General features: G+C 44.5%; 27 protein-coding genes. 26 read left to right on the plus strand and 1 reads right to left on the minus strand.

Annotated features, from left to right (window positions below; genetic code table 11):
* The first annotated feature begins 10 nt into the window (after positions 1-10).
* The 3 genes from ACP7H9_RS10265 (at position 11) to ACP7H9_RS10275 (ending at position 2339) form a co-directional block, all read left to right on the plus strand.
* On the plus strand, positions 11-415 hold the full coding sequence (locus tag ACP7H9_RS10265; protein WP_439222723.1) for a GreA/GreB family elongation factor: 405 nt from the start codon (positions 11-13) through the stop codon (positions 413-415).
* Between the two features lie 219 nt (positions 416-634).
* Positions 635-1012 carry a GreA/GreB family elongation factor gene (locus ACP7H9_RS10270; RefSeq protein ID WP_324186825.1) on the plus strand — a complete coding sequence of 126 codons (378 nt, stop codon included), beginning with the start codon at positions 635-637 and terminating at the stop codon, positions 1010-1012.
* A gap of 115 nt (positions 1013-1127) precedes the next feature.
* Complete coding sequence (locus ACP7H9_RS10275; protein WP_011233885.1) at positions 1128-2339, plus strand: M24 family metallopeptidase; 1212 nt, start codon at positions 1128-1130, stop codon at positions 2337-2339.
* 424 nt (positions 2340-2763) lie between these two features.
* On the opposite strand, the gene ACP7H9_RS10280 is transcribed toward ACP7H9_RS10275, so the two are convergent.
* Positions 2764-2964 carry a hypothetical protein gene (locus tag ACP7H9_RS10280; protein ID WP_006956255.1) on the minus strand — a complete coding sequence of 67 codons (201 nt, stop codon included), beginning with the start codon at positions 2962-2964 and terminating at the stop codon, positions 2764-2766.
* A gap of 75 nt (positions 2965-3039) precedes the next feature.
* On the opposite strand from ACP7H9_RS10280, the gene ACP7H9_RS10285 reads away from it, so the two are divergent.
* The 23 genes from ACP7H9_RS10285 to ACP7H9_RS10395 all read left to right on the plus strand — a co-directional run bounded on the left by ACP7H9_RS10285 (position 3040) and on the right by ACP7H9_RS10395 (position 24571).
* Positions 3040-3384 carry a hypothetical protein gene (locus ACP7H9_RS10285; protein ID WP_439222724.1) on the plus strand — a complete coding sequence of 115 codons (345 nt, stop codon included), beginning with the start codon at positions 3040-3042 and terminating at the stop codon, positions 3382-3384.
* A gap of 66 nt (positions 3385-3450) precedes the next feature.
* Complete coding sequence (locus ACP7H9_RS10290) at positions 3451-3942, plus strand: DUF411 domain-containing protein (RefSeq protein WP_439222725.1); 492 nt, start codon at positions 3451-3453, stop codon at positions 3940-3942.
* 2 nt (positions 3943-3944) lie between these two features.
* Entirely contained in the window at positions 3945-4163 is a 219-nt protein-coding gene (tatA, locus tag ACP7H9_RS10295; RefSeq protein ID WP_290654276.1) for a twin-arginine translocase TatA/TatE family subunit, read from the plus strand.
* Positions 4153-5916: a copper resistance system multicopper oxidase gene (locus ACP7H9_RS10300; RefSeq protein WP_439222726.1), complete on the plus strand. Its 1764-nt coding sequence runs from the start codon at positions 4153-4155 to the stop codon at positions 5914-5916. The genes tatA and ACP7H9_RS10300 overlap by 11 nt, the downstream gene beginning before the upstream one ends.
* Before the next feature lie 11 nt (positions 5917-5927).
* Positions 5928-6671 carry a copper resistance protein B gene (locus tag ACP7H9_RS10305; protein ID WP_439222727.1) on the plus strand — a complete coding sequence of 248 codons (744 nt, stop codon included), beginning with the start codon at positions 5928-5930 and terminating at the stop codon, positions 6669-6671.
* Between the two features lie 26 nt (positions 6672-6697).
* Positions 6698-7048, plus strand: a complete 351-nt coding sequence (locus ACP7H9_RS10310; protein ID WP_439222728.1) for a copper resistance CopC family protein — start codon at positions 6698-6700, stop codon at positions 7046-7048.
* Entirely contained in the window at positions 7045-7893 is an 849-nt protein-coding gene (locus tag ACP7H9_RS10315) for a copper resistance D family protein (RefSeq protein ID WP_234972503.1), read from the plus strand. The genes ACP7H9_RS10310 and ACP7H9_RS10315 overlap by 4 nt, the downstream gene beginning before the upstream one ends.
* Positions 7894-7910: 17 nt before the next feature.
* Positions 7911-8345, plus strand: coding sequence for a YybH family protein (locus tag ACP7H9_RS10320; protein WP_439222729.1), 435 nt, complete (start codon positions 7911-7913; stop codon positions 8343-8345).
* A 21-nt stretch (positions 8346-8366) separates the two neighbouring features.
* The gene (locus ACP7H9_RS10325) at positions 8367-9677 is read left to right on the plus strand and encodes an APC family permease (protein WP_417442266.1); all 1311 of its coding nucleotides are present in this window, start codon (positions 8367-8369) and stop codon (positions 9675-9677) included.
* 177 nt (positions 9678-9854) lie between these two features.
* Positions 9855-10586, plus strand: coding sequence for a PepSY domain-containing protein (locus ACP7H9_RS10330; RefSeq protein ID WP_011234477.1), 732 nt, complete (start codon positions 9855-9857; stop codon positions 10584-10586).
* On the plus strand, positions 10583-12229 hold the full coding sequence (locus ACP7H9_RS10335; RefSeq protein WP_439222730.1) for a 2Fe-2S iron-sulfur cluster-binding protein: 1647 nt from the start codon (positions 10583-10585) through the stop codon (positions 12227-12229). Before ACP7H9_RS10330 ends, ACP7H9_RS10335 begins: the two co-directional genes overlap by 4 nt.
* A gap of 639 nt (positions 12230-12868) precedes the next feature.
* Positions 12869-14158, plus strand: coding sequence for a TolC family protein (locus ACP7H9_RS10340; RefSeq protein ID WP_439222731.1), 1290 nt, complete (start codon positions 12869-12871; stop codon positions 14156-14158).
* 1 nt (position 14159) lies between these two features.
* Positions 14160-15686: an efflux RND transporter periplasmic adaptor subunit gene (locus ACP7H9_RS10345; protein WP_439222732.1), complete on the plus strand. Its 1527-nt coding sequence runs from the start codon at positions 14160-14162 to the stop codon at positions 15684-15686.
* On the plus strand, positions 15679-18804 hold the full coding sequence (locus ACP7H9_RS10350) for an efflux RND transporter permease subunit (protein WP_439222733.1): 3126 nt from the start codon (positions 15679-15681) through the stop codon (positions 18802-18804). The genes ACP7H9_RS10345 and ACP7H9_RS10350 overlap by 8 nt, the downstream gene beginning before the upstream one ends.
* Positions 18805-18903: 99 nt before the next feature.
* Positions 18904-19281: a hypothetical protein gene (locus ACP7H9_RS10355; protein ID WP_129496592.1), complete on the plus strand. Its 378-nt coding sequence runs from the start codon at positions 18904-18906 to the stop codon at positions 19279-19281.
* A gap of 93 nt (positions 19282-19374) precedes the next feature.
* The gene (locus ACP7H9_RS10360; protein ID WP_006956222.1) at positions 19375-19713 is read left to right on the plus strand and encodes a P-II family nitrogen regulator; all 339 of its coding nucleotides are present in this window, start codon (positions 19375-19377) and stop codon (positions 19711-19713) included.
* Between the two features lie 57 nt (positions 19714-19770).
* The gene (locus ACP7H9_RS10365; RefSeq protein ID WP_105307085.1) at positions 19771-20142 is read left to right on the plus strand and encodes a cation transporter; all 372 of its coding nucleotides are present in this window, start codon (positions 19771-19773) and stop codon (positions 20140-20142) included.
* A gap of 27 nt (positions 20143-20169) precedes the next feature.
* Positions 20170-20628 (plus strand): hypothetical protein, encoded by a 459-nt coding sequence (locus ACP7H9_RS10370; RefSeq protein WP_011234470.1) that lies wholly within the window; start codon positions 20170-20172, stop codon positions 20626-20628.
* Positions 20629-20707: 79 nt separating this feature from the next.
* Positions 20708-22969, plus strand: coding sequence for a heavy metal translocating P-type ATPase (locus ACP7H9_RS10375; protein ID WP_439222734.1), 2262 nt, complete (start codon positions 20708-20710; stop codon positions 22967-22969).
* A gap of 37 nt (positions 22970-23006) precedes the next feature.
* Positions 23007-23360, plus strand: a complete 354-nt coding sequence (locus ACP7H9_RS10380; RefSeq protein WP_006956216.1) for a cupredoxin domain-containing protein — start codon at positions 23007-23009, stop codon at positions 23358-23360.
* Between the two features lie 214 nt (positions 23361-23574).
* Positions 23575-24015, plus strand: coding sequence for a hypothetical protein (locus ACP7H9_RS10385; RefSeq protein WP_034818226.1), 441 nt, complete (start codon positions 23575-23577; stop codon positions 24013-24015).
* A 103-nt stretch (positions 24016-24118) separates the two neighbouring features.
* On the plus strand, positions 24119-24385 hold the full coding sequence (locus tag ACP7H9_RS10390) for a DUF5676 family membrane protein (protein ID WP_034818180.1): 267 nt from the start codon (positions 24119-24121) through the stop codon (positions 24383-24385).
* A 45-nt stretch (positions 24386-24430) separates the two neighbouring features.
* Positions 24431-24571 (plus strand): cupredoxin domain-containing protein, encoded by a 141-nt coding sequence (locus ACP7H9_RS10395; RefSeq protein WP_153849795.1) that lies wholly within the window; start codon positions 24431-24433, stop codon positions 24569-24571.
* The last annotated feature ends 277 nt before the right edge of the window (positions 24572-24848 follow it).

Genomic DNA, 24848 nt, shown 5'->3' on the forward strand with positions numbered 1-24848 from the left:
AGATAAAGCCGTGCTTAAGCGTGCATTCAGGTTTTGTAAAACCTCGGTTTGTCCGTCAAACCCAATTTTTCAGGAAGCGGGGCAGCAAATGCTGATTGATCCCGTGGAGCTTAGTATTTTACTGAATAGGCTTGAATTCAGTGAGTCAAAAGAAGCGTTAATTGAAAAACGAATTCGAGTTGGAGCATCCGTTGTTCTGCGTAATGTGAAAACAATGGAGCAGGTAAAGGTTAGGTTGGTTCCACCAGAGCTGGCGGATACCGACAACTATCTAGTGTCTTTTATTTCTCCCTTAGGCTCGACGTTGCTTGGGCTTCGCGTAGGCGATATTGCAACAGTTATCGTTAAAGATATATCAATAAAGTGGGAAGTCCTGACGGTAAATCAAAATCGTCCCGCATCTGATAATGCTTAGAAATGAATTTAACGGAGGGTAGTGCCTTGGAGTAACTTAGTTGTGCAAAGTGCGGATTAATTTAAACATTTGAACAGATAAGGTGAATCCAATGAGTAAAGAAAAACAAAAGAAAAAACCACAATTAACATTGAAAGAAAAACGAAAAGAAAAGAAGAAAAAGAAACTTGATGAGTAGACTTAAAGGGCTCTCCGGAGCCCTTTTTTATGGGAGAGAATATGAATACTAGACCTAACATCGTTATTTCATGTGTCGATATGGCAGTTATTGAGCATCATTTAGATGAGACGCGTTTGCCTCGGGAGTTTTTGGATGAGTTAGAAGTTGAGCTGGCTCGCGCCAAAATTGTTGAGCCGAATGTTATGCCGGCCAATGTTGCTTGTCTGAATCGGCAGGTGACCTTTAAGGTTTTAGAAACAGGGAAAGTGTTTACTAAAACTCTGACTGCACCTGATCAGGTAGATAAATATGATGACAGCTTATCGGTTTTTGCTCCTTTAGGGGCGGCGCTTATTGGTCTTTCCGTAGGGCAATCTATTCAATGGAAAACAAATCGTGGTTTACAGTCAGTTGAGATTGTTCATGTCGCGAGTTAGATTACTCGCTTATAGAGTAATGTTCGACCTAGCGGCTTTAATCAAGTGAGTTTGAACATAATTGACCGTTCGATATCCACTATTGTCTGTTGGCAGACTTAATAAGGAGAGTTTTATGGCGCATGGCGTAGGAATTGCGAAGTTAGACGAGGCGCTCGGGGCGTTGGAAGATATGACTGAAGGTGTTAAGCCTATTACACTGGAAGAGTACCAGCAGCGCGTTGCTAAGGCACAGCAATTGATGCAGGAAAAAGGCATCAGCGCTATGTATTTAAACGCAGGTACTAACCTGGAATATTTTACCGGCTTGAAGTGGTACCCCAGTGAACGTTTGGTCGGCGCCGTTATCCCGGTTAAGGGAAATGTCACCTTAATAGCGCCCGCGTTTGAAGTCGGTTCATTAACCCAGGCTATGATACTGCCCATGGATACGGTTTTGTGGGACGAACATGAATCACCTTATGAACGGTTGCTGAACTTTTTAGCGGAGCATTTTTCTGATGGCTATAAATTGGCGTTGGATGAGTCCACACCATACAGCGTTGTAGCGAAGCTGGAAGAGCGCAAGCCAGCTGAAACAATGTGTGACGCAAAAGTCATTACCGCTGCCTGTCGTATGCATAAGTCGCCCGCAGAGCTGGCGTTAATTCAGACGGCTATGGATATGACCATGGCCGTGCACAGAGCCACCGGTGCCATGCTGCACGAGGGCGTAACCGCTTCTGAAGTTAGAGGTTTTATTAATGAAGCACACCGAAAGGTGGGCGCGTCTGGGTCGTTTTTCTGTATTGTGCTGTTTGGTAAAGGAACCAGCTACCCGCACGGTGTTAATTACGAGCAGAAGCTGGAGAAAAACGACTGGGTGCTTATTGATACCGGTTGCAAGCTGCACGGGTATCACTCTGATATCACCCGTACTTACCCCTTTGGCAACGCGACTGAAGAGCAACAGACGTTCTGGCAGTATGAACGAGACTTACAGCAGGCTGTTTTTGATGCGGCTCATATAGGTAAAACCTGCGAATCGGTTGATGACGCAGTTCGGGTTAAATTGAGCGAACTGGGTTTAAAAGCCGATTATCAATTACCCGGTGTACCGCACAGAACAGGCCATGGTATCGGTATGGACTTGCATGAATGGCCGTATTTAGTCGGTGGGGACAAGACCGAATTGGCACCGGGAATGTGCTTCAGTAATGAACCTATGGTAATTAACCCGGAAAAGTTTGGCGTGCGCCTGGAAGACCACTTTTATATGAGCGAAGAGGGGGCTTTTTGGTTTACCGAACCATCCCGCTCTGTGGATGACCCGTTTAACCTTCTGTGAGCGCATGTAGCCTGACATTTATGTCAGGTGAGATATCGCACCTGATGTGAACATCAGGCTACTGGTACAAAACTGGCACAATGGCTAAAATGCAAAAAGCCCCGCACTTGCGTGCAGGGCTTGAGAATGCTTGGTGCGGAGGCGGAATCGATAAGATCTAATAACTTATTGTTTTATAGTGGATAAAAAATATTAAGATTCAAGCGTGTTACTTACCTTGTTACTAAAACTTCAGCTTTAGTTTTTTGATTGAAAGCTTTTTCACAAATGAATCTTTTAACTTTTTGGCTATGCCCAATACTCGCTTAACACGTTGAACATAGCTATAGTGGTCTGCAACTTGTGAACGTGTAGTGGCAAATAAATTCGTGCTTCTGATCAGAGATGAAAAGCTATACTTGTTGCTTTGGTTAAAGTGAATTAGCTATTTATCAACATTTTTCCATGGGCCGAACGCTATAAAGTAAAGAAGAATGATATTTGCGATAGGGATAACAATCAGAAGACCCAATGGACCAGGGTAGCCAACTCGTTGGCAGATACGCCATGCGGGAACAATAAAAATAGCTCCCACAATCAGCATCCATAGAAAGCCCATACCTGCGAACATTTCGTGATTCATCATTATCTGCTCCTTATTTGACATGCGTTAAAATGACGTTAGACTGAAGTTTATTAAATTGCAAAAAGCAGGGTGCTCGTGCTAATTCGATTTCTGTTATTAATGACAGTGCTATTGGTGTCGATGTCGTTTTCGCAAACGGCAGAGGCTCACGCATGTCATGGTAAAGGACAAATGCAGCACAGCATGATGCAAAAAGCAGACGTAAGCGACTGCGAACATGAGAAGCAAAAGCACAACTCGTGCTGTGCTGACATGACAATTCGGCATTGCTCCGGCGGCTCGGTTTTATTTGTCGGACAGTCTTCTTCGGTTAATGCCGCTGCAGTTAACCTCTCTGCCAAAGTCGATGCGCCCGTTGACACCTCCATTCGTGCTAAACACGCGTCTAATTTATTCCGTCCCCCAATAATTACCGCTTAGTAAGTTACTAGAAATTTAACACACGCTCGGCGTGTTCCCTTAAAACTTATTAATAGGTGAATAATTATGTCTATCAAACGCAATATCGCTGTTTTGGCGATGCTATTTTCCGTGTCTGTATCTGCAACCGATGTAGAAGAGCAGCAACTAACCGTTCTAAAAGATCCCAACTGCGGTTGCTGTGAAAAGTGGTTACAAGCTTTACCGGATAGCTTTAGTGTGTCCGTACAACATCCGAACAACTTGACCCAACGAAAACGTGATGCCGGTATTAGTGCCGAGGTCCAATCCTGTCATACTGCTATTTCTAGTAATGGCTATGTCTTTGAGGGGCACGTTCCTCCTACATTGGTTTCTCATTATTTAGCTGGGAAAAAGTCAGCCAATGGCATTGGATTAACTGTTCCTGGCATGCCGGCAGGGTCTGTTGGTATGGAAATGGGTACTCGGTTTCAACCGTATACGGTCTATGAAATCAAAGAGGACGGTTCAATTACACCTTATAAGCAGATAGCAAGTTTAGAGCAGCAGCAAGCACTCTCAAATGAAGGGCTTTAGATATGGGTTTTGGCGGCTTGAGTATGGTTCAGCTAGGAATTTTACTAGTTATTGTCATTCTTCTTTTTGGTAGTAAAAAGCTACGAACCCTGGGCTCCGATCTTGGTAGTGCGATTAAAGGGTTTAAATCATCGGTTTCTGATGAGCCGTCTGATAAGGAACAGGACGTTCAACGTTATCAAAATTTAACCTCAAAAGAGGAGCGTCATAATGAGCAATGAGTTTAACAAAGGGCGTCGAAAGTTTATTAAATCTGCATTCACTGTGGCGTCTGCTTTAGCAATCGCCAAAGTAGCCCCAACTTGGGCTGCTCCTCAGGGACGCAGTTTTAAAGATCAGATCCTGACAAACGATGAGATTGATCTGACCATTGCAAAGTCCCCACTGCTCGTGGGAAATAAAGTAGGAGCACCAATAACCATCAATGGCCAAATGCCGGGCCCTTTGATTCGTTTAAAAGAAGGGCAGCGAGCAAAGCTAAATGTGACTAACCGGTTGTCGGAAGACACGTCAATTCACTGGCACGGAATTATATTGCCGGAGAATATGGATGGCGTGCCTGGCGTATCTTTCGAAGGGATAAAGCCAGGACGAACGTTCAAATACCGCTACGATGTCGAGCAAAACGGAACTTATTGGTATCACAGCCATTCCGGTTTGCAGGAGCAATTGGGACACCTGGGGCCGTTAGTGATTGAACCGAAAGACGGAGACATTGGTGCTGATCGAGAACATACCATTATTCTCAGCGACTGGACATTCGAAGATCCGGATACCGTGTTTCGTAACTTGAAAGTTGCGGAGGGGTACTATAACTATCAAAAACGTACGATATTTGAGACCTTCGAGGACGTGCGACAGCAAGGGTTAGAGAAAACCTGGAAGCAACGAGAAATGTGGGGGCAAATGCGAATGAGCCCCCGTGATATTGCGGATGTGACGGGCAGTACTTATACCTACCTGATAAATGGCCGCGATTCACAGATGAACTGGTCAGCATTGTTTAAGCCTGGTGAAAAAGTACGCCTGCGTATCATTAATGGTTCGGCAATGAGTTACTTCGACGTAAGAATCCCTGGATTGGAGATGACGGTAGTGGCCGCTGACGGGCAGCCTGTGAAGCCAGTGCCAGTTGACGAGTTCCGCATTGGTGTGGCGGAAACCTACGATGTAATTGTCCAGCCTAAGCAAAACAAGCCTTACACTATTTATGCTGAGAGCTTTGATCGAAGTGGTTATGTCAGAGGTACATTAACGCCGGAACTTGGTCTTGAGGCTGAAGTGCCTGAACTACGGCAAGTTCCTGAGCGAGGCATGGCCGCTATGGGCATGGGAGCGATGGCGATGTCCGGTGATATGAAAGGCAATAGCATGAATATGAAGCATATGGGCGGCAATAACAGCCATATGACGCATAAAATGACACACAAAAAAGAGCTCCCGGTCGAAAACATTAAAATCAAACACCGTGAGTCCGGACATGGCGCCGGGGCGGCTATGATTGCTACAAACCCGGTAAGCCGTTTGCATGAACCCGGGATTGGATTGGAAGACGTTGATCATAAAGTCTTAGTGTATACCGACTTGGTCGGCGCGAATGAATGGCCGGATACGCGGGAGCCCGAACGACAGATAGAGCTGCACTTAACGGGTAATATGGAGCGTTACATGTGGTCTTTTGATGGTCAGAAGTTTACCGAAGTGGATGGCCCGGTTCAGTTTCATCATGGAGAACGACTGAGGTTGGTGATGGTAAACGATACGATGATGGACCACCCCATACACCTACACGGTATGTGGATGGAACTTGAAAACGGACAGTATCCACGCCCACGCAAACATACGATTAGCCTGAAGCCGAGCGAAAAAGTGTCGTTATTGATAACGGCAGACGCGCCGGGTAGTTGGGCGTTCCACTGTCACCTGTTGTATCACATGAAAGCGGGTATGTTCCGTGTGGTCAATGTCGCATAAGGAGGAAGGCTATGTACGCTAAATCATTGTTGTTCACTACAGCACTTTTACCCGCAGTGGCAATGGCGGGACATGCAGAGGAAGGCTGGCCTGAACCCGTCAAAGAATATTACACCGGGCAAGTACTGTTCGATCGGTTGGAGTTAACGCGAACCAACGAGGAAGAGAACCTAGCCGTCTGGGACATGATTGCTTGGTATGGCGGTGACTATCACCGAGCTGTTTTCAAGAGTGAAGGGGAGAATGTTCAAGACGACGGTGAGCCCACTGACTTAGAAAGAGCCGAACTGCTGTATGGATACTTGGTGTCTCCGTTTTGGTCGTTTCAGGCCGGTATTGGTACGCGAGGTACCTTATCGTCGGACGCGTCTATGGAAAATTATGCTGTCGTGAGTTTTATGGGGTTGGCGCCCTATTTGTTCGAAATGGATAACTCGCTGATGATGAACGAAGAAGGCGATGTCCAATTTGTTAGCGAAACCGAGTACGAGTGGCAGTTAACACAAACCTCGTACTTACAACCTCGCATTGAGTTAACAGCCAACCTGACAGATTCAGACAAATATGAACGGCAAAGTGGCTTGAGCAACTTGCGTGTGGGGTTGCGTTATCGTCACGAAATCAGTCGTGAGTTTGCACCCTACATTGGTGTTTATTGGAACGGCGCGTTAGGCAACACGGCAGATGAAATGAAACGAATGGGTGAGGACACCACAGAAACAGGCGTGGTCCTTGGGGCCAGAGTTTGGTTTTAATTGATAATAAACAAAGAGGAAACAACATGAAAAACATACTTAAATTAGCCTTCGGTACCGCGTTATTTTTTAGTGCATGGGCTAGCGCTCACGTCGGCTTGATATCCAGTAGCCCCGAAGACGGTGCCACTTTATCGGAGCCACCCACGGAAATTACGATGAATTTTTCCGGTGATGTTCGTCTGGCTAAAATTATGCTGCACTCAGATGACGGTAAAATGCATCCGCTGGACTTTTCGATGAGCATGACTCCCAAAGCAGCGTACGAAATTGCTGTTAAAAACAATTTGGCGTCAGGTGGTTATACGGTTTATTGGACGGCAATGGGTGGGGACAGTCATAAAATATCGGGTGATTTTAGCTTTGAGGTGAAATGATGACCCTTTGGAGTGTGGCCAGCGTTTTAACGTTGGCCTTTATATTCTGGCTTAACGCGGTGATGACCGCCTCGCCTTATATCGTTTATTTGTCCGGTTTAAAAAAGCAGTCTGAACGAAAGAATAGCCTTGTTGCGTTGCTTCTATTACTGGCAAGCCTTCTGTATTTTTTTCTGAAAGTCGGTAGTTTTGCTGCTGAAGGCTTTGCCGGCATGATTGACACGACCTACATGCAGTTTATATGGACCGGCCCTGTTGGGTTGTTCATCCAACTTCAGATAGCGGTTGCTATTGCTTGGATTGTTTACTCCGTTGTTAAGCTAAAACGTATAAAGTGGGTGCTATATGTTGTCGCCATTGGACTCATGGGATGGAGCTTTTTAAGTATTGGTCACGGCAGTGACGCCGTCTGGTGGGGAAAGCTAGCGCTTTTAACACACTTGTTAGTCGCTTGGGTTTGGTTCGGCAGTCTTAACTCATTGCGAAAGCTGGCAACGTCGGTACCGCTTGCTAAAGCGAAAGCCATTATGGAGCGTTTTGGTGTGCATATGTCTGCAGCGGTTCCAATACTCCTTATTGCGGGCTTGGTTATGTATCGTAGTGCAACAGGGCGATGGATGCCAGAGCTGCCGCTTACGTCGTATGACACGGTACTACTAGCGAAACTTGTGTTTGTGGCGCTGATTCTCCTTGTTGCCGCATTGCATAAATTAAAGTTCGTACCGCAATTAAATGATAACGCGGCCGCCAAGCGACTCAAAAACTCCATAACGGCGGAAATGGTATTGGCTGTCACTATTTTTACCCTGGCTTCTGCGCTAAGCAGCGCGTTTTCCCCCGGTTAATGTAAGGAATAAGAAGAATGAAATTATTCATGAGTGTTTTTATGGTTTCGGTAATGTTTATTTCAGCGCCTAGTAGTGCCGAGGAAGTATCTGAACCGACAGTTGTGCTTGATAGGTTTCGAACGGCTTTGACTGAAGGTGACACGGAAGTCGTTAAAGATCTGCTTTCCAATGATGTGTTTATCTTTGAAGGTGGTGGTGTTGAACGATCCTTGGCCGAGTACAGTGCTCATCACCTTAAGTCAGATATTAAGTTTAGCCAGGCGGTTCCTTCACAGTTGCTTGAAAGGACAGTACAAGAAGCCGATGGCCTTGCTGTGATCACTTCTCGGTATAGCGTTTCCGGGGAGTATAACGGGCGTGAGGTTGATTTAACGATGAATGAAACCGTAACCGTATCAAATACGACTGAGTCTGGCTGGAAAATTATCCGGATCCATTGGTCCAACTGAGTTCAATCACAGGAGCTGATTATGGCAGAACACGATCATGAACACGGACATCAGGATTATCAGAAAAGCAGCCTGAGTCTTTGGGGGGCGGTGTCGCTGGGGACTGGTGTGATGATTGGCGCTGGTATTTTTGCACTGACCGGACAAGTTGCTCAGCTGGCAAGAGAGTGGTTTGTCCTGGCGTTTGTGTGCGGCGGTATCATTGCCGGCTTTAGCGCTTACTCTTACGTTAAGTTGGCGAAAGCCTATCCGTCAGCGGGCGGTATTGCGATGTTCCTCAGTAAAGCTTATGGAAAAGGAAGTGTGACGGCAATATTCGCACTCTTGATGTACTTTTCTATGGTGATTAATGAAAGTTTAGTCGCTCGGACATTTGCGTCTTATACCAGCCAGTTAATTTCTTTTGAAGCGCAGTGGCTTATCCCTTTGTTGGCGGTGGGTTTGCTGGTCTTTGCGTTTTTTATCAATATTTTGAGTAATCAGTTTATTCAAACGTTCTCGTTTTTTATGGCCTTTGTTAAGACTTTAGGGTTGGTCATTTTAGCTGCTGGTGGTTTGTGGGCCTCAGGCATTCAGTTTGAATCGATATCTGCTATTCCAGAAGAAGCTTCGGGTGGCGGTATTTTAGCGGGTATTGCTTTAAGCATACTTGCATACAAAGGGTTTACAACAATAACCAATAGTGGCGGTGAAATTGTTGAGCCTAAGAAGAACGTCGGGCGTGCCATTATTATTTCGCTGGTTATCTGCGCGCTAATATATGTGCTAGTCACCCTGACCGTTGGTTCGAGCTTGTCGATTGATGAGATTGTGACAGCGAAAGACTATGCGCTTGCTGAAGCAGCCAGACCCGTCTACGGTGAAACTGGACTCTGGGTGACGGTTGCGTTTGCAATTGTAGCAACGGTATCAGGAGTGATTGCCAGCGCATTTGCCGTTTCAAGAATGTTAGCCATGTTGACCAATATGAAGCTTGTTCCACACAGTCATTTTGGCATGCCAGGTTCCATTCAGAAGCATACGCTGGTTTACACCATTGTTATGGCTATGATCTTAGCGGCATTCTTCGATTTGAGTCGAATTGCGTCACTGGGCGCTATTTTTTATATCGTGATGGACATTGCGATACACTGGGGCGTATTACGGCATCTAAGGCAAAAGGTGAATGCCAATATTTACATACTTGTCAGCGCAATCACGCTAGACGTCATCGTTTTAGTCGCTTTTATATGGGTGAAATGGACGAGCGATCCGCTGGTGATTTGGGCGTCTCTTATCGGTATGGCATTGATTGCCGCTGGTGAGATTTTGTTTTTACGTAAAAAGCGTTAAGAAAAAGAGCCGCCTTATATTCAAAGCTGGACGGACGCAAATACTGACACTATGACTTACGACTTATTAGGTCGTCAGTTGTACTTGAAGGTACGTTACAGCTTTTGATTAGTGAACTGGCTGTCGTTTTTCCCTGGGAGCGGCAGCCTTTTTATATGAAATTTGAGGTAGGACGACATGTCGGAAAAAAAACGTTCGAGTCAATGGAGAGTCTGGCACCGCTGGTTATCTTTGGTTTTTGGCTTGCAAATGGTCATTTGGACAATAAGTGGTGCTTACATGGTGTTCTTCGACTTGGATTATATTCACGGAGATCACTTAGTTCAGGATGTTAGTCAGCCTTTACCTGAAGGTACTGAGGTATCAGATTTAGATAAGTTATTAACGCGTTATCCTGAAACTGAAAAAGCCTCACTAGAGGCTCGCAGACTAGATGGTAAGCTACAGCCAGTATACAAGTTAAAAAGTGATAAAGGTGAGTTTTTGGTTAATGCAAAATCGTTAGAGCGCATTGAAATAACTCAGCATCATATTGAAGACTTGGCCAACCGATACTACGCACAAGAGAGTGCAGACATTGAATCCGTTGTTTATATGACGGATAACCCACCAACTGAAATTAGTGAAACTTTGTTGCCAGTATGGCAAGTGAACTACGATGACTTTGGTAATACCAGCCTTTACTTGTCTGAAACAACGGGTGATTTGCTCGTAAAACGACACACTTTCTGGCGTGGTTTCGACATTGTCTGGATGCTACACATAATGGACTACGATGAACGTGTGGATATAGAAACGTGGTGGTTAAAAGCCTTTATTATCGGTACATTTATTTTAATGATAACGGGCATTGTTTTGCTCCTTTATACCATAACGTTTAAAAGAAGACCGATCGGAGGTGCCCAATGATAAGGTTTATACAATGGCTTCATCGTTGGGTGAGTTTAATTTTAGTTATTCAGGTCGCTTTGTGGCTAGTGAGTGGTTTCTTTTTCAGTATAACTGGCCATCATGGAATGTCGGGTCATCAATACATGGTCTCCGAAAACTCTAAGCCGCCGCTTAAAAAATTAGCAACTCAGGTCGACTTTACTGAAATGTACCAAAGGTTTCCATCAGCACATTTAATTGAACTGGTAAGTGTTGCTGGGGTTGGTCAGTATCAAGTGACATTGGCAGATGGAAATGTCCTGTATTTCAACGCTAACACAAACGAAAACTGGTCTACCGGTGAGGCTTTGGCAACCCAATTAGCGCTCAGTAGCTATAATGGTCCGGGTCACGTCGAAGCGGTTGAAAGAGTCATGGGAAGCGATGAAGTGAATGGCTGGGAAGCTTCGGGGTTTCGCATTGATATTAAAGATGATCTTAATACTCGGATATACATCGATGAAGCCTCATCTCAGGTAGTGGAGCATCGCAATACACCATGGACAATAGCTGACTGGGCATTTCGTCTGCATTTTATGGATTACACTGGTGGCCGAAGCTTTAATCATTTATTGATTTGGAGTGCCGGGTTATTCGCTCTTTGGTTTTCGTTATCCGGGCTAATTCTTTTAGGCCGAAATATTACTAACGGTGACTTTAATCCAAATCGGAAAAAAACATGGCTAGAATACTTTCAACAGAAAGGGAAACCAATTGCCAGCAGCTGTGGTGGAGGTGGAACTTGTGGATTATGTAAAGTAACACTACAAGGCAGCGATATACCTAGTCCTAAAGCCGCTGAAAAAGCGTTATTGAGCGCCAATGAATTAGACGCGGGGATGCGGTTATCTTGCCAACACAGAACCTCAACAAATTATGAAGTAAAGTTACATAATGAGGGGGTTAGTGATATAGCTTTAACACTCGATTCAAAGCGTCAACTGACTCCATCCATTATGGAGCTTACCTTTGTGAGTTCAGAGCCCGTTAATTATGAAGCCGGGCAGTTTATGCAGTTTCGTATTCCACACTTAAACGAAATATTGTCACGACATTACTCTGTTGCTACGCGGCCTCACCCGACTCGATTTGTGTTTAACGTACGACAACTGCCCTCGCCAAGTGAAGGGATGCCCCCAGGCATCGGTTCAAACTACTTGTGTAATTTAGAGCCTGGCGCTCATGTCGATGCTATTGGACCATTTGGTGACTTTCAGCTGACGAAACAAAATAATCACACGCAAGTCTTTATCGGGGGCGGCGCGGGTATTGCACCGTTGAGAGCGTTAATACAAAGTGAATTAGCAGCAGGCTCTCCTCGTCGCTGTATCTTTTTTTACGGCGCACGATATGAAAAAGAGCTCTGTTATAGGGATGAGTTCGAAAGAGATGAGCGGTTAAATTATATACCGGTACTTTCAGAGGTTGCTAAATCAGATGCGTGGGCCGGGCACACTGGCTTTGTGCACGAAACCGCAATGAAATGGTTGGCAGATGAAAACAAAAACACATTGGACGTTTACGTGTGTGGTCCTCCACCAATGCTGAAAGCAACGTTAAAGTCTCTTGCTGACTTTGGCGTTCCGCGAGAACAAGTAAGGTTCGATGACTTTGGTATTTAGCGCGTAAAAATGCCTGAATTAAAGATGAATCTGGGTGGTGATATGGGAGCTGTATTATCACTTAGATTCATTACCTAGTTATGGCTACTTCTTTTAATCGGTTGATCTTTATCAGACAAAGAGATATTATTTTAAAATGTTTTTACAGTAAAGCTTCGCATGTATCGTTTAATCATTGCTCTATTGCTATTGGCAGTAACAACAATGTCATTTTCACAAACTATCAGTACGGAAGAGGCATGTATGCACGATTCTACTGAGCAGGTTTGCGATCTTGCAGATTGCGAAGTGTCACATTCTCTTACCGATAACTGTTGCTCTGATTCAATGATGCGTCATTGTTACAGCCCGTCAATTACTGTCGTTTATTCTGAGCAATCCACCGTTCCTCCTGTTGAAAAGCTGCTTTTTAACGCTTCTTCATTCTTAGATACGAATATTAAAGAAAAGCATTCTCTCTCGCTTTTTCGCCCCCCAATCCACTCTTAAAAATACGAAATTTCTCGCTCCTGGCGCGTTTATCGTCCAGGTAAAAGCACAGCTATAAGCTTTGGTTCGGTCATTGTCGTTACGACGTCGTTGACTCATAACTTGGGTCTGTGTTTAATTTAAAAATTCACAGTTTTTGAGAGTAACAATATGAAACTTTTAAGAAGAATGGCTTATTTAAGTGTTCTGACTGCAGTAGTGCCAAATGTTGTTAGTGCACAAGAGCCGCTTTTGAATTTGCAAGAAGCAGTGAGTATCGCTGTACAAGAAGATCCTTGGTTAACGGCAAGTAAGCAAACCCAAGAAGCATTCGCGAGTGAAGCAATAGCCTCTTCCAGTTTGCCTGACCCTCAAATATCGCTCACGGCTGCCAGTTTCCCGGTTGACAGTTTTAGTTCAAGACAGGAAGGAATGACCCAGTTAGTCGTCGGTGTTTCACAAGCATTTCCCAGAGGAGACACATTATCGTTGTCTCGTAAGCAGAAAAACCAATTAGCTCAAAAACAACCGCTTTTGAGAGCGGATCGCATTGCTAAAGTCAAAACAACGGTCACGAAGTTGTGGTTAGATGTTTTTTTCTCTCAGCAAAGTATTCGCTTGCTTGAATCGGATAGAGCACTTTTTGAACAGTTAGTGTCGACGGCTAAGGCGAGTTATACCAGTACCGAGGGAAAAGCACGGCAGCAAGATGTTGTTAGAGCCCAACTTGAGCTTACACGCCTGGATGATAGGTTGACGTCACTGCGACAAAAAGAGGAGCGACTTCAAAGCGAATTGTCGGAATGGATAGGTGTTATAGCGAAATCAACGTTACCGGATGACCTTCCGAGTCTTACGCTGAAGAAGACATTGCTATCACCTTCGACAATACCGAAACAAGCCTTGTACGAATTGATAAAAGAACACCCGGTTTTGCAAGCGACCGATCAAGACATTTTGGCGTCGGAGACGTCTGTCGAGCTCGCTCAGCAAGGCTATAAACCGCAATGGTCAGCCAATCTGAAATATGGCCATAGAAACGACGATCCAAGCGGCAATGACCGTGCCAACTTGCTGTCAGCCGGGGTTACGTTCGATGTCCCTTTATTTACTGATAACAAACAGGATAAGCAAGTACGCTCAGCAAAGTTTAGAACGGAAGCGAAAAAAAATGAGAAGTTATTGGTTGCCAGGCAGTTAATAGCCAATTTACGCAGTACGTTTTTACAACTGAACCGTTTGAATGAACGTGCTGCCCTATATCACGAAGAGCTACTTCCACAAATGTCCGCCCAGTCTGAAGCCGCATTGACTGCCTACAACAATGATGATGGCGACTTTGCCGAGGCGGTACGGTCACAGATTGCGGAAATCGACGCAAAAATTGATGCATTAGCAATCGCCATCAACCGCCAAAAATTGATTGCCGAAGCAAACTACTTATTACTTTCAGGAGTGTAAAATGAAAACAGTCACCAAATCTCTTATAAGTTTAGCTGTAGGCTTTGCAGTTGGCGCTGGCGCTATTGGCTATGTAATGCAATCGACTGAAGTGTCTGATCGTTCATCGGGCAATGCAGAAAAAGAGCCGTTATATTGGGTGGCTCCGATGGATCCCAATTATCGTCGAGACAAACCAGGAAAGTCTCCAATGGGGATGGACCTTATTCCTTACTATGGCGATGATGCAGAAGAGAGTTCACCTGGTACGGTGAGAATTGATCCCGACGTTATTAATAACCTTGGGGTTACAACTGCAACCGTCACGTCCTCGAGACTCAACCTAGATATCGAAACAGTTGGCTATGTTCAGTTTGATGAGGACCGAGTATTAACAGTAAATCCCCGTGTTGAAGGCTGGATTGAGAAGCTTTTCGTAAAAGCGGTTGGTAACTCGGTTAAAGCCGGCGAGCCTTTATACAGTATTTACTCTCCTGAAATGGTTAATGCGCAAGAGGAGCTTGTATTGGCCTCGCAAAGAGGTAATCAGGTGCTAATTGATGCCGCTGAAGAACGCTTAAGAGCTCTGCAAGTCTCTGAATCTGAGATTAAGAAGTTAAAAGAAACTCGTAAAATTCAGAAAACAATCACGGTAAAAGCAAAGCAGTCCGGGGTATTGGATAGACTGACTGTGCGTGAAGGTGCGTTTGTAACGCCGAGTATGAATTTAATGACCATTGCTCAACTGGATAAAATTTGGGTTATTGCAGAAGTCTTTGAGCGGCAATTGAACCAGGTTGAGGTAGGCAATGACGTTCAAATGAACCTTGAGTATGCTCCAGGTAAAGAGTGGCAAGGAAAGGTTGATTATGTCTATCCGTCACTTAACCCTAAAACTCGGACGGGACAAGTTCGAATTTACTTCGACAACCCAGATGGTTTTTTAAAATCGGGCATGTTTGCGAATCTTAACATTAAGGCTGGTTTAGGCGACAAAAACTTAATCATCCCTAAAGAGGCGCTTATCCGAATGGGTGATTCGAACCGAGTTGTCCTGGCACTGGGTGATGGGAAATTTAAATCAGTTAATGTTGACGTTGGGCGGTTAGGGAGCTCGCGAGTTGAGATTTTATCGGGTCTTATGGCAGGTGATGAAATTGTTACATCGGCTCAGTTCTTAATTGACTCTGAGTCCAGTAAGTCTTCCGACTTTAAACGTATGAACCACGACTCTAACACTGATAGCGAGAGCCACGACAGTATGTCAAGTGACGCAGCAGCTCAAGCTGTCTGGGTTGAAGCAACCGTTAAAAATGTTATGCCTCAGCACTCGATGGTTACGCTGGAGCACGGTGAGATTTCTGAATGGGACTGGCCTGCAATGACGATGGACTTCGATGTTGCTTCGGATGTTGAACTTTCTCAGCTTAGCACGGGGTTATCCTTGCATGCGGAAATAACGCAAGTCGGGAAGCAACAGTACCAGCTCACATCGATTCATATTCCTGAGCAAAAACAAGTGACAGAGCAGGAGCATAACCATGATTAAGTCAGTCATTCGATGGTCAGTGAGTAACCGTTTTTTCGTTCTTCTGGCGACATTAATCCTCGTGGGTGTTGGTGCTTTTGCGGTTAAGAATACGCCCGTAGACGCACTGCCGGACTTGTCGGATGTCCAGGTGATCATTAAAACCAGCTATCCGGGTCAAGCGCCGCAGGTGGTAGAAGATCAAGTAACCTATCCATTAACAACCGCTATGCTGTCTGTCCCCGGCGCTAAAACCGTCCGTGGATATTCGTTTTTCGGCGACTCCTATGTGTATGTCATTTTTGACGAAGATACAGACGCTTATTGGGCGCGTTCGCGAGTACTGGAATATTTGTCTCAGGTTGCTCCGACACTGCCTTCTAATGCAAGACCGCAATTAGGCCCTGATGCAACAGGGGTTGGTTGGGTGTATTTGTATGCCTTGGTTGATCGTACGGGTAACCACAATTTGAGTGAGTTACGCAGTATGCAGGATTGGTTTTTAAAGTATGAACTGCAAACGGTCGAGGGGGTTTCGGAAGTTGCCGCCCTCGGCGGGATGGTAAAGCAGTACCAGGTGAAAGTGGATCCGGAGAAGCTGCGCGCATTCGATATTCCTCTTGCTCACATACAAAATGCTATCCAGCGAGGTAATCAGGAAGTGGGGGCGTCGGTGGTTGAAATGGCGGAAGCTGAGTATATGGTCCGGGCCTCAGGCTATATTGATGGTGTGTCAGACTTAGAGAGTATCCCGCTTGGCGTTGATGAAAATGGCACGCCATTATTGCTTAAAGACGTTGCTGATGTGGGTGTGGGCCCCCAAATGAGACGCGGTATCGCCGAACTCAACGGTGAGGGAGAAGCCGTGGGTGGTATTGTGGTAATGCGTTTCGGAGAAAATGCCCAAAAAACGATTGATGGCGTTAAACAAAAGTTGGAAGAATTAAAGTCTGGGCTACCAGAAGGTGTCGATATAGTCACTGTCTATGATCGTTCGGGGCTTATCTCGGATGCCGTGGAAAGTCTCTGGAAAAGTTTAATAGAAGAACTCGCTATTGTCGCGTTTATCTGTGTGATATTTCTCTTCCATGTCCGCTCCTCGCTGGTTGCCGTTATCAGCTTGCCTTTGGGTATTTTAACCGCGTTTATTGTCATGTATTGGCAAGGAATTAACGCGAATATTATGTCACTTGGAGGGATCGCAATCGCTATTGGCGCTATGCTCGATGGTGCCATCGTCATGATTGAAAATATGCATAAGCATATGGAAAAAACGCCACTGACAGCAGAGAACCGCTGGCGGGTGGTTGCCGCCTCTGCTTCAGAGGTGGGCCCTGCTCTTTTCTTTAGCTTGCTCATTATTACCGTCAGCTTTATGCCGGTATTTACCTTAGAAGCCCAGGAAGGGCGGATGTTTTCTCCGCTTGCTTTCACGAAAACTTACGCAATGGCAGCCAGTGCAGCCTTAGCGGTTACCGTTATCCCCGTGTTGATGGGATATTTTATCAGAGGAAAGGTAACACCTGAGGGGAAAAACCCGCTTAATCGGTTATTGATCGCCGGGTATAAACCGCTTTTAAAAGGCATTTTGAAATACCCCAAGACAGCAGTTGTCGGAGCGCTTGTTATCCTGGCCGTTGGTGTCTGGCCGATTGACAAAATTGGTAGTGAATTTATTCCAGATTTGGATGAGGGCGATTTGATGTATATGCCCACTACCTATCCCGGATTATCAATTGGTAAAGCAAGGGAGCTGTTGCAGCAAACCGACAAGCTCATAAAAACGGTACCGGAAGTGAAGACGGTTTTTGGCAAAATTGGTCGAGCGGATACCGCCACTGATCCGGCACCCCTAACGATGATTGAAACCTTTATTCAACTGAAACCGAAAGATCAGTGGAGAGACGGTATGACCACTGAGAAGTTGAAAAAAGAACTGGATGCGCTTGTAAAGTTTCCGGGGCTGACCAATGCGTGGGTTTACCCCATTAAAACTCGCATTGATATGTTATCGACAGGTATAAAAACGCCGGTAGGTATAAAAGTTGCCGGAGCTGATCTTAATGAAATTCAGAAGATCGGTCAGCAGCTTGAAACGATACTTGATGATGTCGATGGTACGGCTTCTGTTTATTCAGAGCGAGTGGCTGGTGGACGCTATGTCAAAGTCGACATAAAAAGAGAGCAGGCTGCACGTTATGGCTTGAACATTGAGGATGTTCAGCAGGTTGTTGCCACGGCTATTGGCGGAATGAATGTTTCAGAGACCATTGAAGGGCTTGAACGTTACCCAATAAACTTGCGCTACCCTCAAGATTACCGTGATTCGCCGGAAGAATTAAAGAAGCTACCTTTAGTTACGCCAAACGGGCAGCGTATTAGTTTGGCGGATGTGGCTGATGTCTACGTTGAACTTGGACCGCCGGCAATTAAAAGCGAAAACGCAAGACTTAATGGCTGGACTTTTGTCGACATTGAGGGAGTTGATGTCGGCACTTATGTTGAAAAAGCAATGAAGGTTGTAGAACAAGAACTCGAGTTGCCAGCAGGGTATTCAGTTACCTGGTCCGGGCAGTACGAATATATGGAAAGGGCAAAGGAAAAACTGACTTACGTGATTCCGTTAACGCTCGCGATTATTATCGTTCTTTTATATATGAACTTTCGAAACGTTACAGAAATAGCCATTATATTGGGAACTTTGCCTCTCGCATTGGTGGGGTCAATCTGGCTAATGTATCTTTTAGATTATAATTTCTCAGTTGCTGTAGCGGTTGGTTTTATAGCTCTAGCCGGTGTCACTGTAGAAATAGGAATACTAATGCTGACTTACTTAAACCAGTCCTATAATGAATATGAAAAAAGTCAGTTAGAGCATGGTAAAGCATTAACGAAAGAGGGTCTCTCTCTCGCCGTAATGGAAGGGGCAGGACTTCGTGTTCGCCCCGTCATGATGACGGCCGTTTCTACAATTGCTGGTTTATTGCCTATAATGTTTAGTACAGGGACTGGGGCTGAGGTGGTTAGTAGAATAGCGGCGCCAATGGTTGGAGGAATGATCAGCGCTGTTATCTTAACCTTGCTCGTATTACCTGCTGTTTACTACTTGTGGCGTGGGCAAAAGGTTAAGCGTGTATAAGACCAATTATTTTAGTTAAGAGACGCACATCATTGATCTTGATCAATGATGTGCGCTAACAAGTATGCTAGGTTAAAATTCGGGATTGGGGACACACATATGGCTCAAACAAAATTTTTAGTTGTGCTTATGCTAGGAATAGTGATTCAACTATCCTTCCCAGCTGCTCCTGTCCATAATACTGCCTCCAGCGCAGAGCACGTAATCAACGTTAATCAGGCAGATGTTGCAAACGAGAGAAAAAGCAACATTCATTGTGATGACGACGAACAACCTGCCAGTAAAACGTGCTGTTATTGTTTAACTGACTCTGCTGATACATGTTTAATGGATGCGGAGTGCAACTCTGCAAGCTCACCTTTAGTATTAATTCCGTTCAATTTACCAATAAAGTCAATTGGTTACTTGCAGCATCCTCTTTCATATGAAGGGAATGTTAAGCAAATGTCTTTTGATATTTTTTATCCTCCGAAATAGCTCCTGCTGAATTTCAATTAAAACTTTTTTCGAAATTTAATCATGCTAGATAGAGCTCTTAAGTTAAGTGACTTAAGGCTTGTAGGAGAATATATGAACCTATCTAAAATTACCGCTATTTTTGATCAACTTCGACAAGACTCAGTGGAAGAGGCTCTCATCGGCCGTGGCGTTAGCGGCTTTACGCTGTTTCCTGTGCGAGGACGGGGTTACTACTTCGATAGCTATAACGATGATCACTTAGTTGATCACGTACAGCTTGAAGTTTATGTGAACAGTGATGATGCGCGTGATGTTGCCCTCTTGGTAGTTGAAGCGGCCCATACTGGGGTATCTAACGAGGGATTAGTTTCTATCTCGCCAATCGATGAATTGTTCTGGGTTCACGATAAACGAGCAGCCACTAATAAAGAGCTTTCGTTACAAAGTTAACACCGAGCAAATGTTGCCTGAAACGTATTGGTAGTTTTAATTAACAGGACAGTACTAATGTCAACTAACGATCATAGAGCCGGAGTGCGGGAAATTAACTTAGTCAATCGCACGTTAAAGCTAAACACTGAGAGTGTGAAAAAAGTTCGCGAAGCGATTAACGAAATCGATCGCTTGGTTGGTCTTGATAGCGTTGCCTATGACTCTGAGCATAACTTGTTATTGGTAGCTTATGATGCCTCTAAAGTGGATCTCAATGTTATAGAGGAAAAGCTCAGGAAGTTTGGTGTTGAAATAAATAGTGGGTGGTGGACTCATCTGAAAGAAGAGTACTACAAGTTTATTGACCAAAATATTAAAGATAATTCGGAACATACACCGTGGAGTTGTCACAGAAGTCCGCCAGTTAACAAAAGCAAACGAAAGTAACGATTAATTATAGGTAAGGAGTAAAAAATGCAAATAGAAACAATCAAAGATGTGCTGAGTTGGACCGTTGATTTCCACAAAAACCTGAAGGAGTGTGTTACTCACTGCTCTAAACAAAACCAAGATGAACGAGCTCGGATGATTCTAAACTACGTGTCGGGTCATGAGGCTAGCTTAGAGCGAATGGTCGAAGGTTTTTTGAGTACAGCAAACCGAAATGCATTAGACACTTGGTGTTATGACTATATTGGGAAACATCCCATCGTTGAGCATGGACACTGTGATTCGCCTTTTAAAGAGTTAGATACTGATCACATTATGGAGAACATTGTAAACCATCATGAGCAAGTCATTGAGTTGTATGAACACCTATATTCCCGTGTTGATATAGACAGCGCAAAAGAGCTGTTAGAAACAGTAAAAAACGTTGAAGAAAATGAAATTAAACGAATGGTGCAAACTGCGAACCGATTTTCGGATATGTAGTTAGTGAAAATTTTATCGTTGGTACTTTGTGGGAAAGAGCCCTGATTTGGTTAATTTTCCATAAATAAGGAGCACTTGTATGGGTGTGAAAACTGAGGACGTTAGTAGTAGTTCCATTGAGGAACTCATTATCGAGGGAGCCGGTTGCGCGAGTTGTGTTGGCAAAATCGAGAGTGCACTAAAGTCTGTATCCGGTGTGGAAAATGCAGAGATGAACTTTGCGCAGCGAACAGTCAGTGTGACAGGAACAGCAAGTCCGAGCGCTTTAGTGAAAGCGGTAGAGAAGGCGGGGTATAGCGCTAAAGTAGCCACTTCCCAAAGTGGCGATGATGCGTTGGCAGAAAAAGAGCAAGCCGACTGGGCTTACTATAAGCGACTGATGCGTGAGATGACCGTCGCGCTGTCGTTAGGTGTACCCCTAATGATTTATAGCCTTTTTGTTGGTGAAATGACGGTTACCACTACCTCAGAACGTGTGACATGGTTAGTCGTAGGTATTCTAACGTTAGGTGTACTTTATTTCTCTGGCAAACACTTCTTTGTTGGTGCCTGGCAATCCCTGAAAAATCATTCCGCTAATATGGATACGCTGATCGCGCTTGGTACTGGTACAGCCTGGTTGTATTCTATGGTGGTTGTAATCGTTCCACACCTGGTTCCGGAAATGGCGCGTCACGTTTACTTTGAAGCGACTGCGATGATTATCGGTTTGATCAATCTGGGGTTGGCACTTGAACTGAAAGCTCGTGGGCGCACGTCCGAAGCCATAAAGCGTCTCATTGGTTTGCAGGCCAAAACAGCTAGGGTGATTCGTGACGATAAACAATTGGATATCGCCATCGAAAAAGTACTTCAGGGCGATTTAGTGCGTGTCCGTCCGGGAGAAAAAATTCCCGTAGATGGGGAGGTAACCGAGGGAAATACCACCGTTGACGAATCTATGTTAACGGGTGAACCCATGCCAGTGGAAAAAGCTGCTGGTGATAAAATCGTGGCTGGAACTATAAATAAGAGCGGCTCCTTTTTGTTTCAAGCGACGAGAGTTGGTAAAGATACAGCACTTGCTCAAATTATTAACATGGTGAAACGGGCGCAAAACTCTAAGCCCCCAATTGGTCGTCTTGCCGATATTATTTCAGCCTACTTTGTGCCTGTTGTTATGATTATTGCTGTTATCAGTGCTCTAGCTTGGCTTAACTTTGGGCCTGAGCCGGCACTAGCCTTTGCCGTGGTGTCAGCGACTACCGTTTTGATTATTGCTTGCCCTTGCGCATTAGGTCTGGCTACGCCTATGTCGGTAATGGTGGGTGTAGGAAAAGCCGCAGAGGCAGGTGTCCTGATTCGCAATGGCGAAGCATTGCAAACTGCTTCGAAAGTGTCGGCTATGATCCTTGATAAAACGGGCACCATCACACTTGGCTCTCCCAAAGTAACCGATGTATTAGTAGCCAGTGAGTACGATGAGCAAACAGTACTGCAACTTGCAGCCACACTTGAGTCTGGCTCTGAACATCCGCTGGCACAGGCGATAGTTGAATCAGCTCGGGAAAGAGGAATTGAAACAACTAAAGTCTCAAACTTCAATGCGATTGCTGGCCATGGCGTGGAGGCTAAAGTAGACGGGAAGTCCCTCCTTTTTGGTAATGAAAAACTTTTACGTGAACGTCAAATTGAGCTCGGTAACTTTATTGAAAAAGCCCAAGAATTAGCAGCTGAAGCTAAGACACCAATGTACTTTGCTGTTAATAATGAATTGGCTGCAATTATCGCCGTTGCAGATCCCATAAAAGACGACTCTGTCGCTGCCATCAAGCGTTTGAAAGATAATGGTGTGCGGGTAGTGATGCTTACTGGTGATAATCGCGCGACTGCACAAGCAGTTGCTGAAAAAGTAGGAATTAAAGAATTTTTTGCCGAAGTTCTGCCGGAAGAAAAATCAAAAAAGGTTCAGGAACTGCAGATGGAAGGCGAAATTGTTGGTATGACGGGAGACGGTATTAATGATGCGCCAGCGCTAGCTATTGCCAATGTAGGCTTCGCTATTGGCACTGGGACGGACGTTGCTATTGAAAGTGCCGATATTACATTGATGCGTGGGTCGTTACATGGGCTTGCCGATGCGATCGCGGTGAGCAAGGCCACGCTGCGCAATATTAAGCAAAACTTATTTGGTGCTTTTATTTACAACGTAGCGGGTATTCCTTTTGCCGCAGGCGTTCTGTACCCGTTTTTGGGAATGCTATTGAGCCCGGTTATTGCTGGTGCAGCAATGGCTTTTTCTTCTCTTACGGTAGTGAGTAACGCTAACCGGTTACGCTTTTTCAAAGCCAAGAAACATTAACGCACCTTCTAACACTGACGCATTCAGGAGAATAAACATGTTATTCATTAATATTGCTGGTATCACTTTGATCGCGCTGATCGTCTGGTGGTTTTGGCTTTACAAGCCCCAGCAGCTGAAGCTGGGAGAAGGTGATTTGGTGATTGCCGTCGAAAACGGTACCTACTCGCCTTCGAGAATAAAAATACCTGAAGGTAAACCGGTTGAACTTAAGTTCCTGCGGAAGGATCAATCGCCTTGTTCTGAAACTTTGCTCATTCCCAAGCTAGAAATAAGTGAAACGTTGCCTTCTAACAAATTAAAGCAAATTCAAATACCAGCGCTGGAACCCGGAGAGTACGACTTTCATTGCCAGATGCAAATGTATCGGGGAAAGCTAGTTGTCGGTTAAATGGCTTAAAACGTCCAGGTCACAATATGAGCTTTAAAAGTTTCCCGTTAGATTCGATGAAATTCAATTTCATCGAAGGCATTGAAGGATTCGGCAATAAATATCGCCGTTATATGAGGTCTACGTCAGCGTGGGCTCCAAGATTTAACGATAGTGAAACAAAGTAAAATTAATGAGACCAATACAATTTGGTCATAGTCAAGAGGGTAATAAAATGAAAAAAGTACTTTCAGCTTTAACTATCACAGCTTTAATGGCCTCTCCTGTCTTTGCTGATGCACAGCATAAACATGGTGATGATAAAACAGGTTCAATGAGTGGAATGATGCATCATGAAAAAATGACATCAATGAATGAGCACATGCAAGAAATGCGCGAAGCTATGGAAAAAATAAAAAGCGAATCCGATCCCAAGAAACGTAAAAAACTAATGGAAGAACACATGAAGTCAATGCAGAAGGGAATGCAAATGATGAACCATGGGATGGATAAAGGCATGAACAAAGGAGAACATAAAAAGGGAGACAAAGCAGAGCAAATGGGCAAAGAGAATATGATGAATAAAATGAAAATGATGGAGCATAGAATGGATATGATGCAAATGATGATGGAGCAGATGATGGAACATCAGAGTGAAGAAAAAAAGGAAATGTAGTAGAGATTAAGCTCTCCGTTGGAAATGCCGCTACTTGCAGTGTGCAAGTAGCGGTACTTTTTCAATATATCTAATTTACAACGGTATTTTTAAGGAGGAAGTTATGAAACTTAATGCAAAGAAATTTGGCTTAGCAGCTGGCGGTGCTTTCGCAGTTTTATGGGGAGTTTGTAGCTTGCTAGTGCTTATTATGCCCTCTAGCATGATGGCTTTAACAGAAGGCATGGTTCACGGAAAACTCTCTGGTTTCGAGTGGCATTTGAGTTTTAGTGGATTTGTTACGGGATTATTCGGGTGGTCCTTGGGAGCTATGATTACTGGCTGGCTAATTGTAACGTTATATAATAAACAAATGAAAACGGCTAAATGAGATTGTTGTCAAACTGGAAGCCTTTAAATCTGTTGCTCTGAAACTTTGCTTATTCCTGATCTGGGGATCAGCGATACTTTACCGACCAATAAGTTAAAGTTGATCGAATTGCCAGTATTAAAGACCGGAGAATACGATTTTCATTGTCAGATGCAAAGGTATCTAGGAAAACTTATTGTCAAATAAGTGAGACAAATAAGAGCTAATATGAATGAAAAAAAAGTGCTTATAACAACTATTATCACTTCTGAACTAGCTTAACCTATCACCAACCAGCAGCTAAACCCGAAATATTGGTAACTGTCCAGTGAAGTTAAGCTAGGTTATCTCACCCAGCGCAGCAAGATAATTGGCTAACATCTTTAGTAAACGTTTGAGCGCATAATTTTAAGCCTTCTACCATCGTAAGGTATGGGAAGAGCTCATCAGCCAACTCATTGACTGTCATTCCTGCTCTTATCGC

It is taken from the genome of Idiomarina sp. ST20R2A10 (genome assembly GCF_051842345.1).
GTDB classification, from domain to species: domain Bacteria; phylum Pseudomonadota; class Gammaproteobacteria; order Enterobacterales; family Alteromonadaceae; genus Idiomarina; species Idiomarina loihiensis.

Excerpts from the sequence above, each read along its gene's own strand:
- ACP7H9_RS10340 (WP_439222731.1), top strand. The coding sequence starts at position 12,869 with ATGAAACTTTTAAGAAGAATGGCTTATTTAAGTGTTCTGACTGCAGTA.
- ACP7H9_RS10290 (WP_439222725.1), top strand. The coding sequence starts at position 3,451 with ATGTCTATCAAACGCAATATCGCTGTTTTGGCGATGCTATTTTCCGTG.
- ACP7H9_RS10375 (WP_439222734.1), top strand. The coding sequence starts at position 20,708 with ATGGGTGTGAAAACTGAGGACGTTAGTAGTAGTTCCATTGAGGAACTC.
- ACP7H9_RS10345 (WP_439222732.1), top strand. The coding sequence starts at position 14,160 with ATGAAAACAGTCACCAAATCTCTTATAAGTTTAGCTGTAGGCTTTGCA.
- ACP7H9_RS10335 (WP_439222730.1), top strand. The coding sequence starts at position 10,583 with ATGATAAGGTTTATACAATGGCTTCATCGTTGGGTGAGTTTAATTTTA.
- ACP7H9_RS10310 (WP_439222728.1), top strand. The coding sequence starts at position 6,698 with ATGAAAAACATACTTAAATTAGCCTTCGGTACCGCGTTATTTTTTAGT.
- ACP7H9_RS10385 (WP_034818226.1), top strand. The coding sequence starts at position 23,575 with ATGAAAAAAGTACTTTCAGCTTTAACTATCACAGCTTTAATGGCCTCT.
- ACP7H9_RS10280 (WP_006956255.1), bottom strand. The coding sequence starts at position 2,964 with ATGATGAATCACGAAATGTTCGCAGGTATGGGCTTTCTATGGATGCTG.
- tatA (WP_290654276.1), top strand. The coding sequence starts at position 3,945 with ATGGGTTTTGGCGGCTTGAGTATGGTTCAGCTAGGAATTTTACTAGTT.
- ACP7H9_RS10365 (WP_105307085.1), top strand. The coding sequence starts at position 19,771 with ATGTCAACTAACGATCATAGAGCCGGAGTGCGGGAAATTAACTTAGTC.
- ACP7H9_RS10315 (WP_234972503.1), top strand. The coding sequence starts at position 7,045 with ATGATGACCCTTTGGAGTGTGGCCAGCGTTTTAACGTTGGCCTTTATA.
- ACP7H9_RS10355 (WP_129496592.1), top strand. The coding sequence starts at position 18,904 with ATGGCTCAAACAAAATTTTTAGTTGTGCTTATGCTAGGAATAGTGATT.
- ACP7H9_RS10390 (WP_034818180.1), top strand. The coding sequence starts at position 24,119 with ATGAAACTTAATGCAAAGAAATTTGGCTTAGCAGCTGGCGGTGCTTTC.
- ACP7H9_RS10270 (WP_324186825.1), top strand. The coding sequence starts at position 635 with ATGAATACTAGACCTAACATCGTTATTTCATGTGTCGATATGGCAGTT.
- ACP7H9_RS10320 (WP_439222729.1), top strand. The coding sequence starts at position 7,911 with ATGAAATTATTCATGAGTGTTTTTATGGTTTCGGTAATGTTTATTTCA.
- ACP7H9_RS10305 (WP_439222727.1), top strand. The coding sequence starts at position 5,928 with ATGTACGCTAAATCATTGTTGTTCACTACAGCACTTTTACCCGCAGTG.
- ACP7H9_RS10370 (WP_011234470.1), top strand. The coding sequence starts at position 20,170 with ATGCAAATAGAAACAATCAAAGATGTGCTGAGTTGGACCGTTGATTTC.
- ACP7H9_RS10350 (WP_439222733.1), top strand. The coding sequence starts at position 15,679 with ATGATTAAGTCAGTCATTCGATGGTCAGTGAGTAACCGTTTTTTCGTT.
- ACP7H9_RS10380 (WP_006956216.1), top strand. The coding sequence starts at position 23,007 with ATGTTATTCATTAATATTGCTGGTATCACTTTGATCGCGCTGATCGTC.
- ACP7H9_RS10275 (WP_011233885.1), top strand. The coding sequence starts at position 1,128 with ATGGCGCATGGCGTAGGAATTGCGAAGTTAGACGAGGCGCTCGGGGCG.
- ACP7H9_RS10330 (WP_011234477.1), top strand. The coding sequence starts at position 9,855 with ATGTCGGAAAAAAAACGTTCGAGTCAATGGAGAGTCTGGCACCGCTGG.
- ACP7H9_RS10360 (WP_006956222.1), top strand. The coding sequence starts at position 19,375 with ATGAACCTATCTAAAATTACCGCTATTTTTGATCAACTTCGACAAGAC.
- ACP7H9_RS10300 (WP_439222726.1), top strand. The coding sequence starts at position 4,153 with ATGAGCAATGAGTTTAACAAAGGGCGTCGAAAGTTTATTAAATCTGCA.
- ACP7H9_RS10325 (WP_417442266.1), top strand. The coding sequence starts at position 8,367 with ATGGCAGAACACGATCATGAACACGGACATCAGGATTATCAGAAAAGC.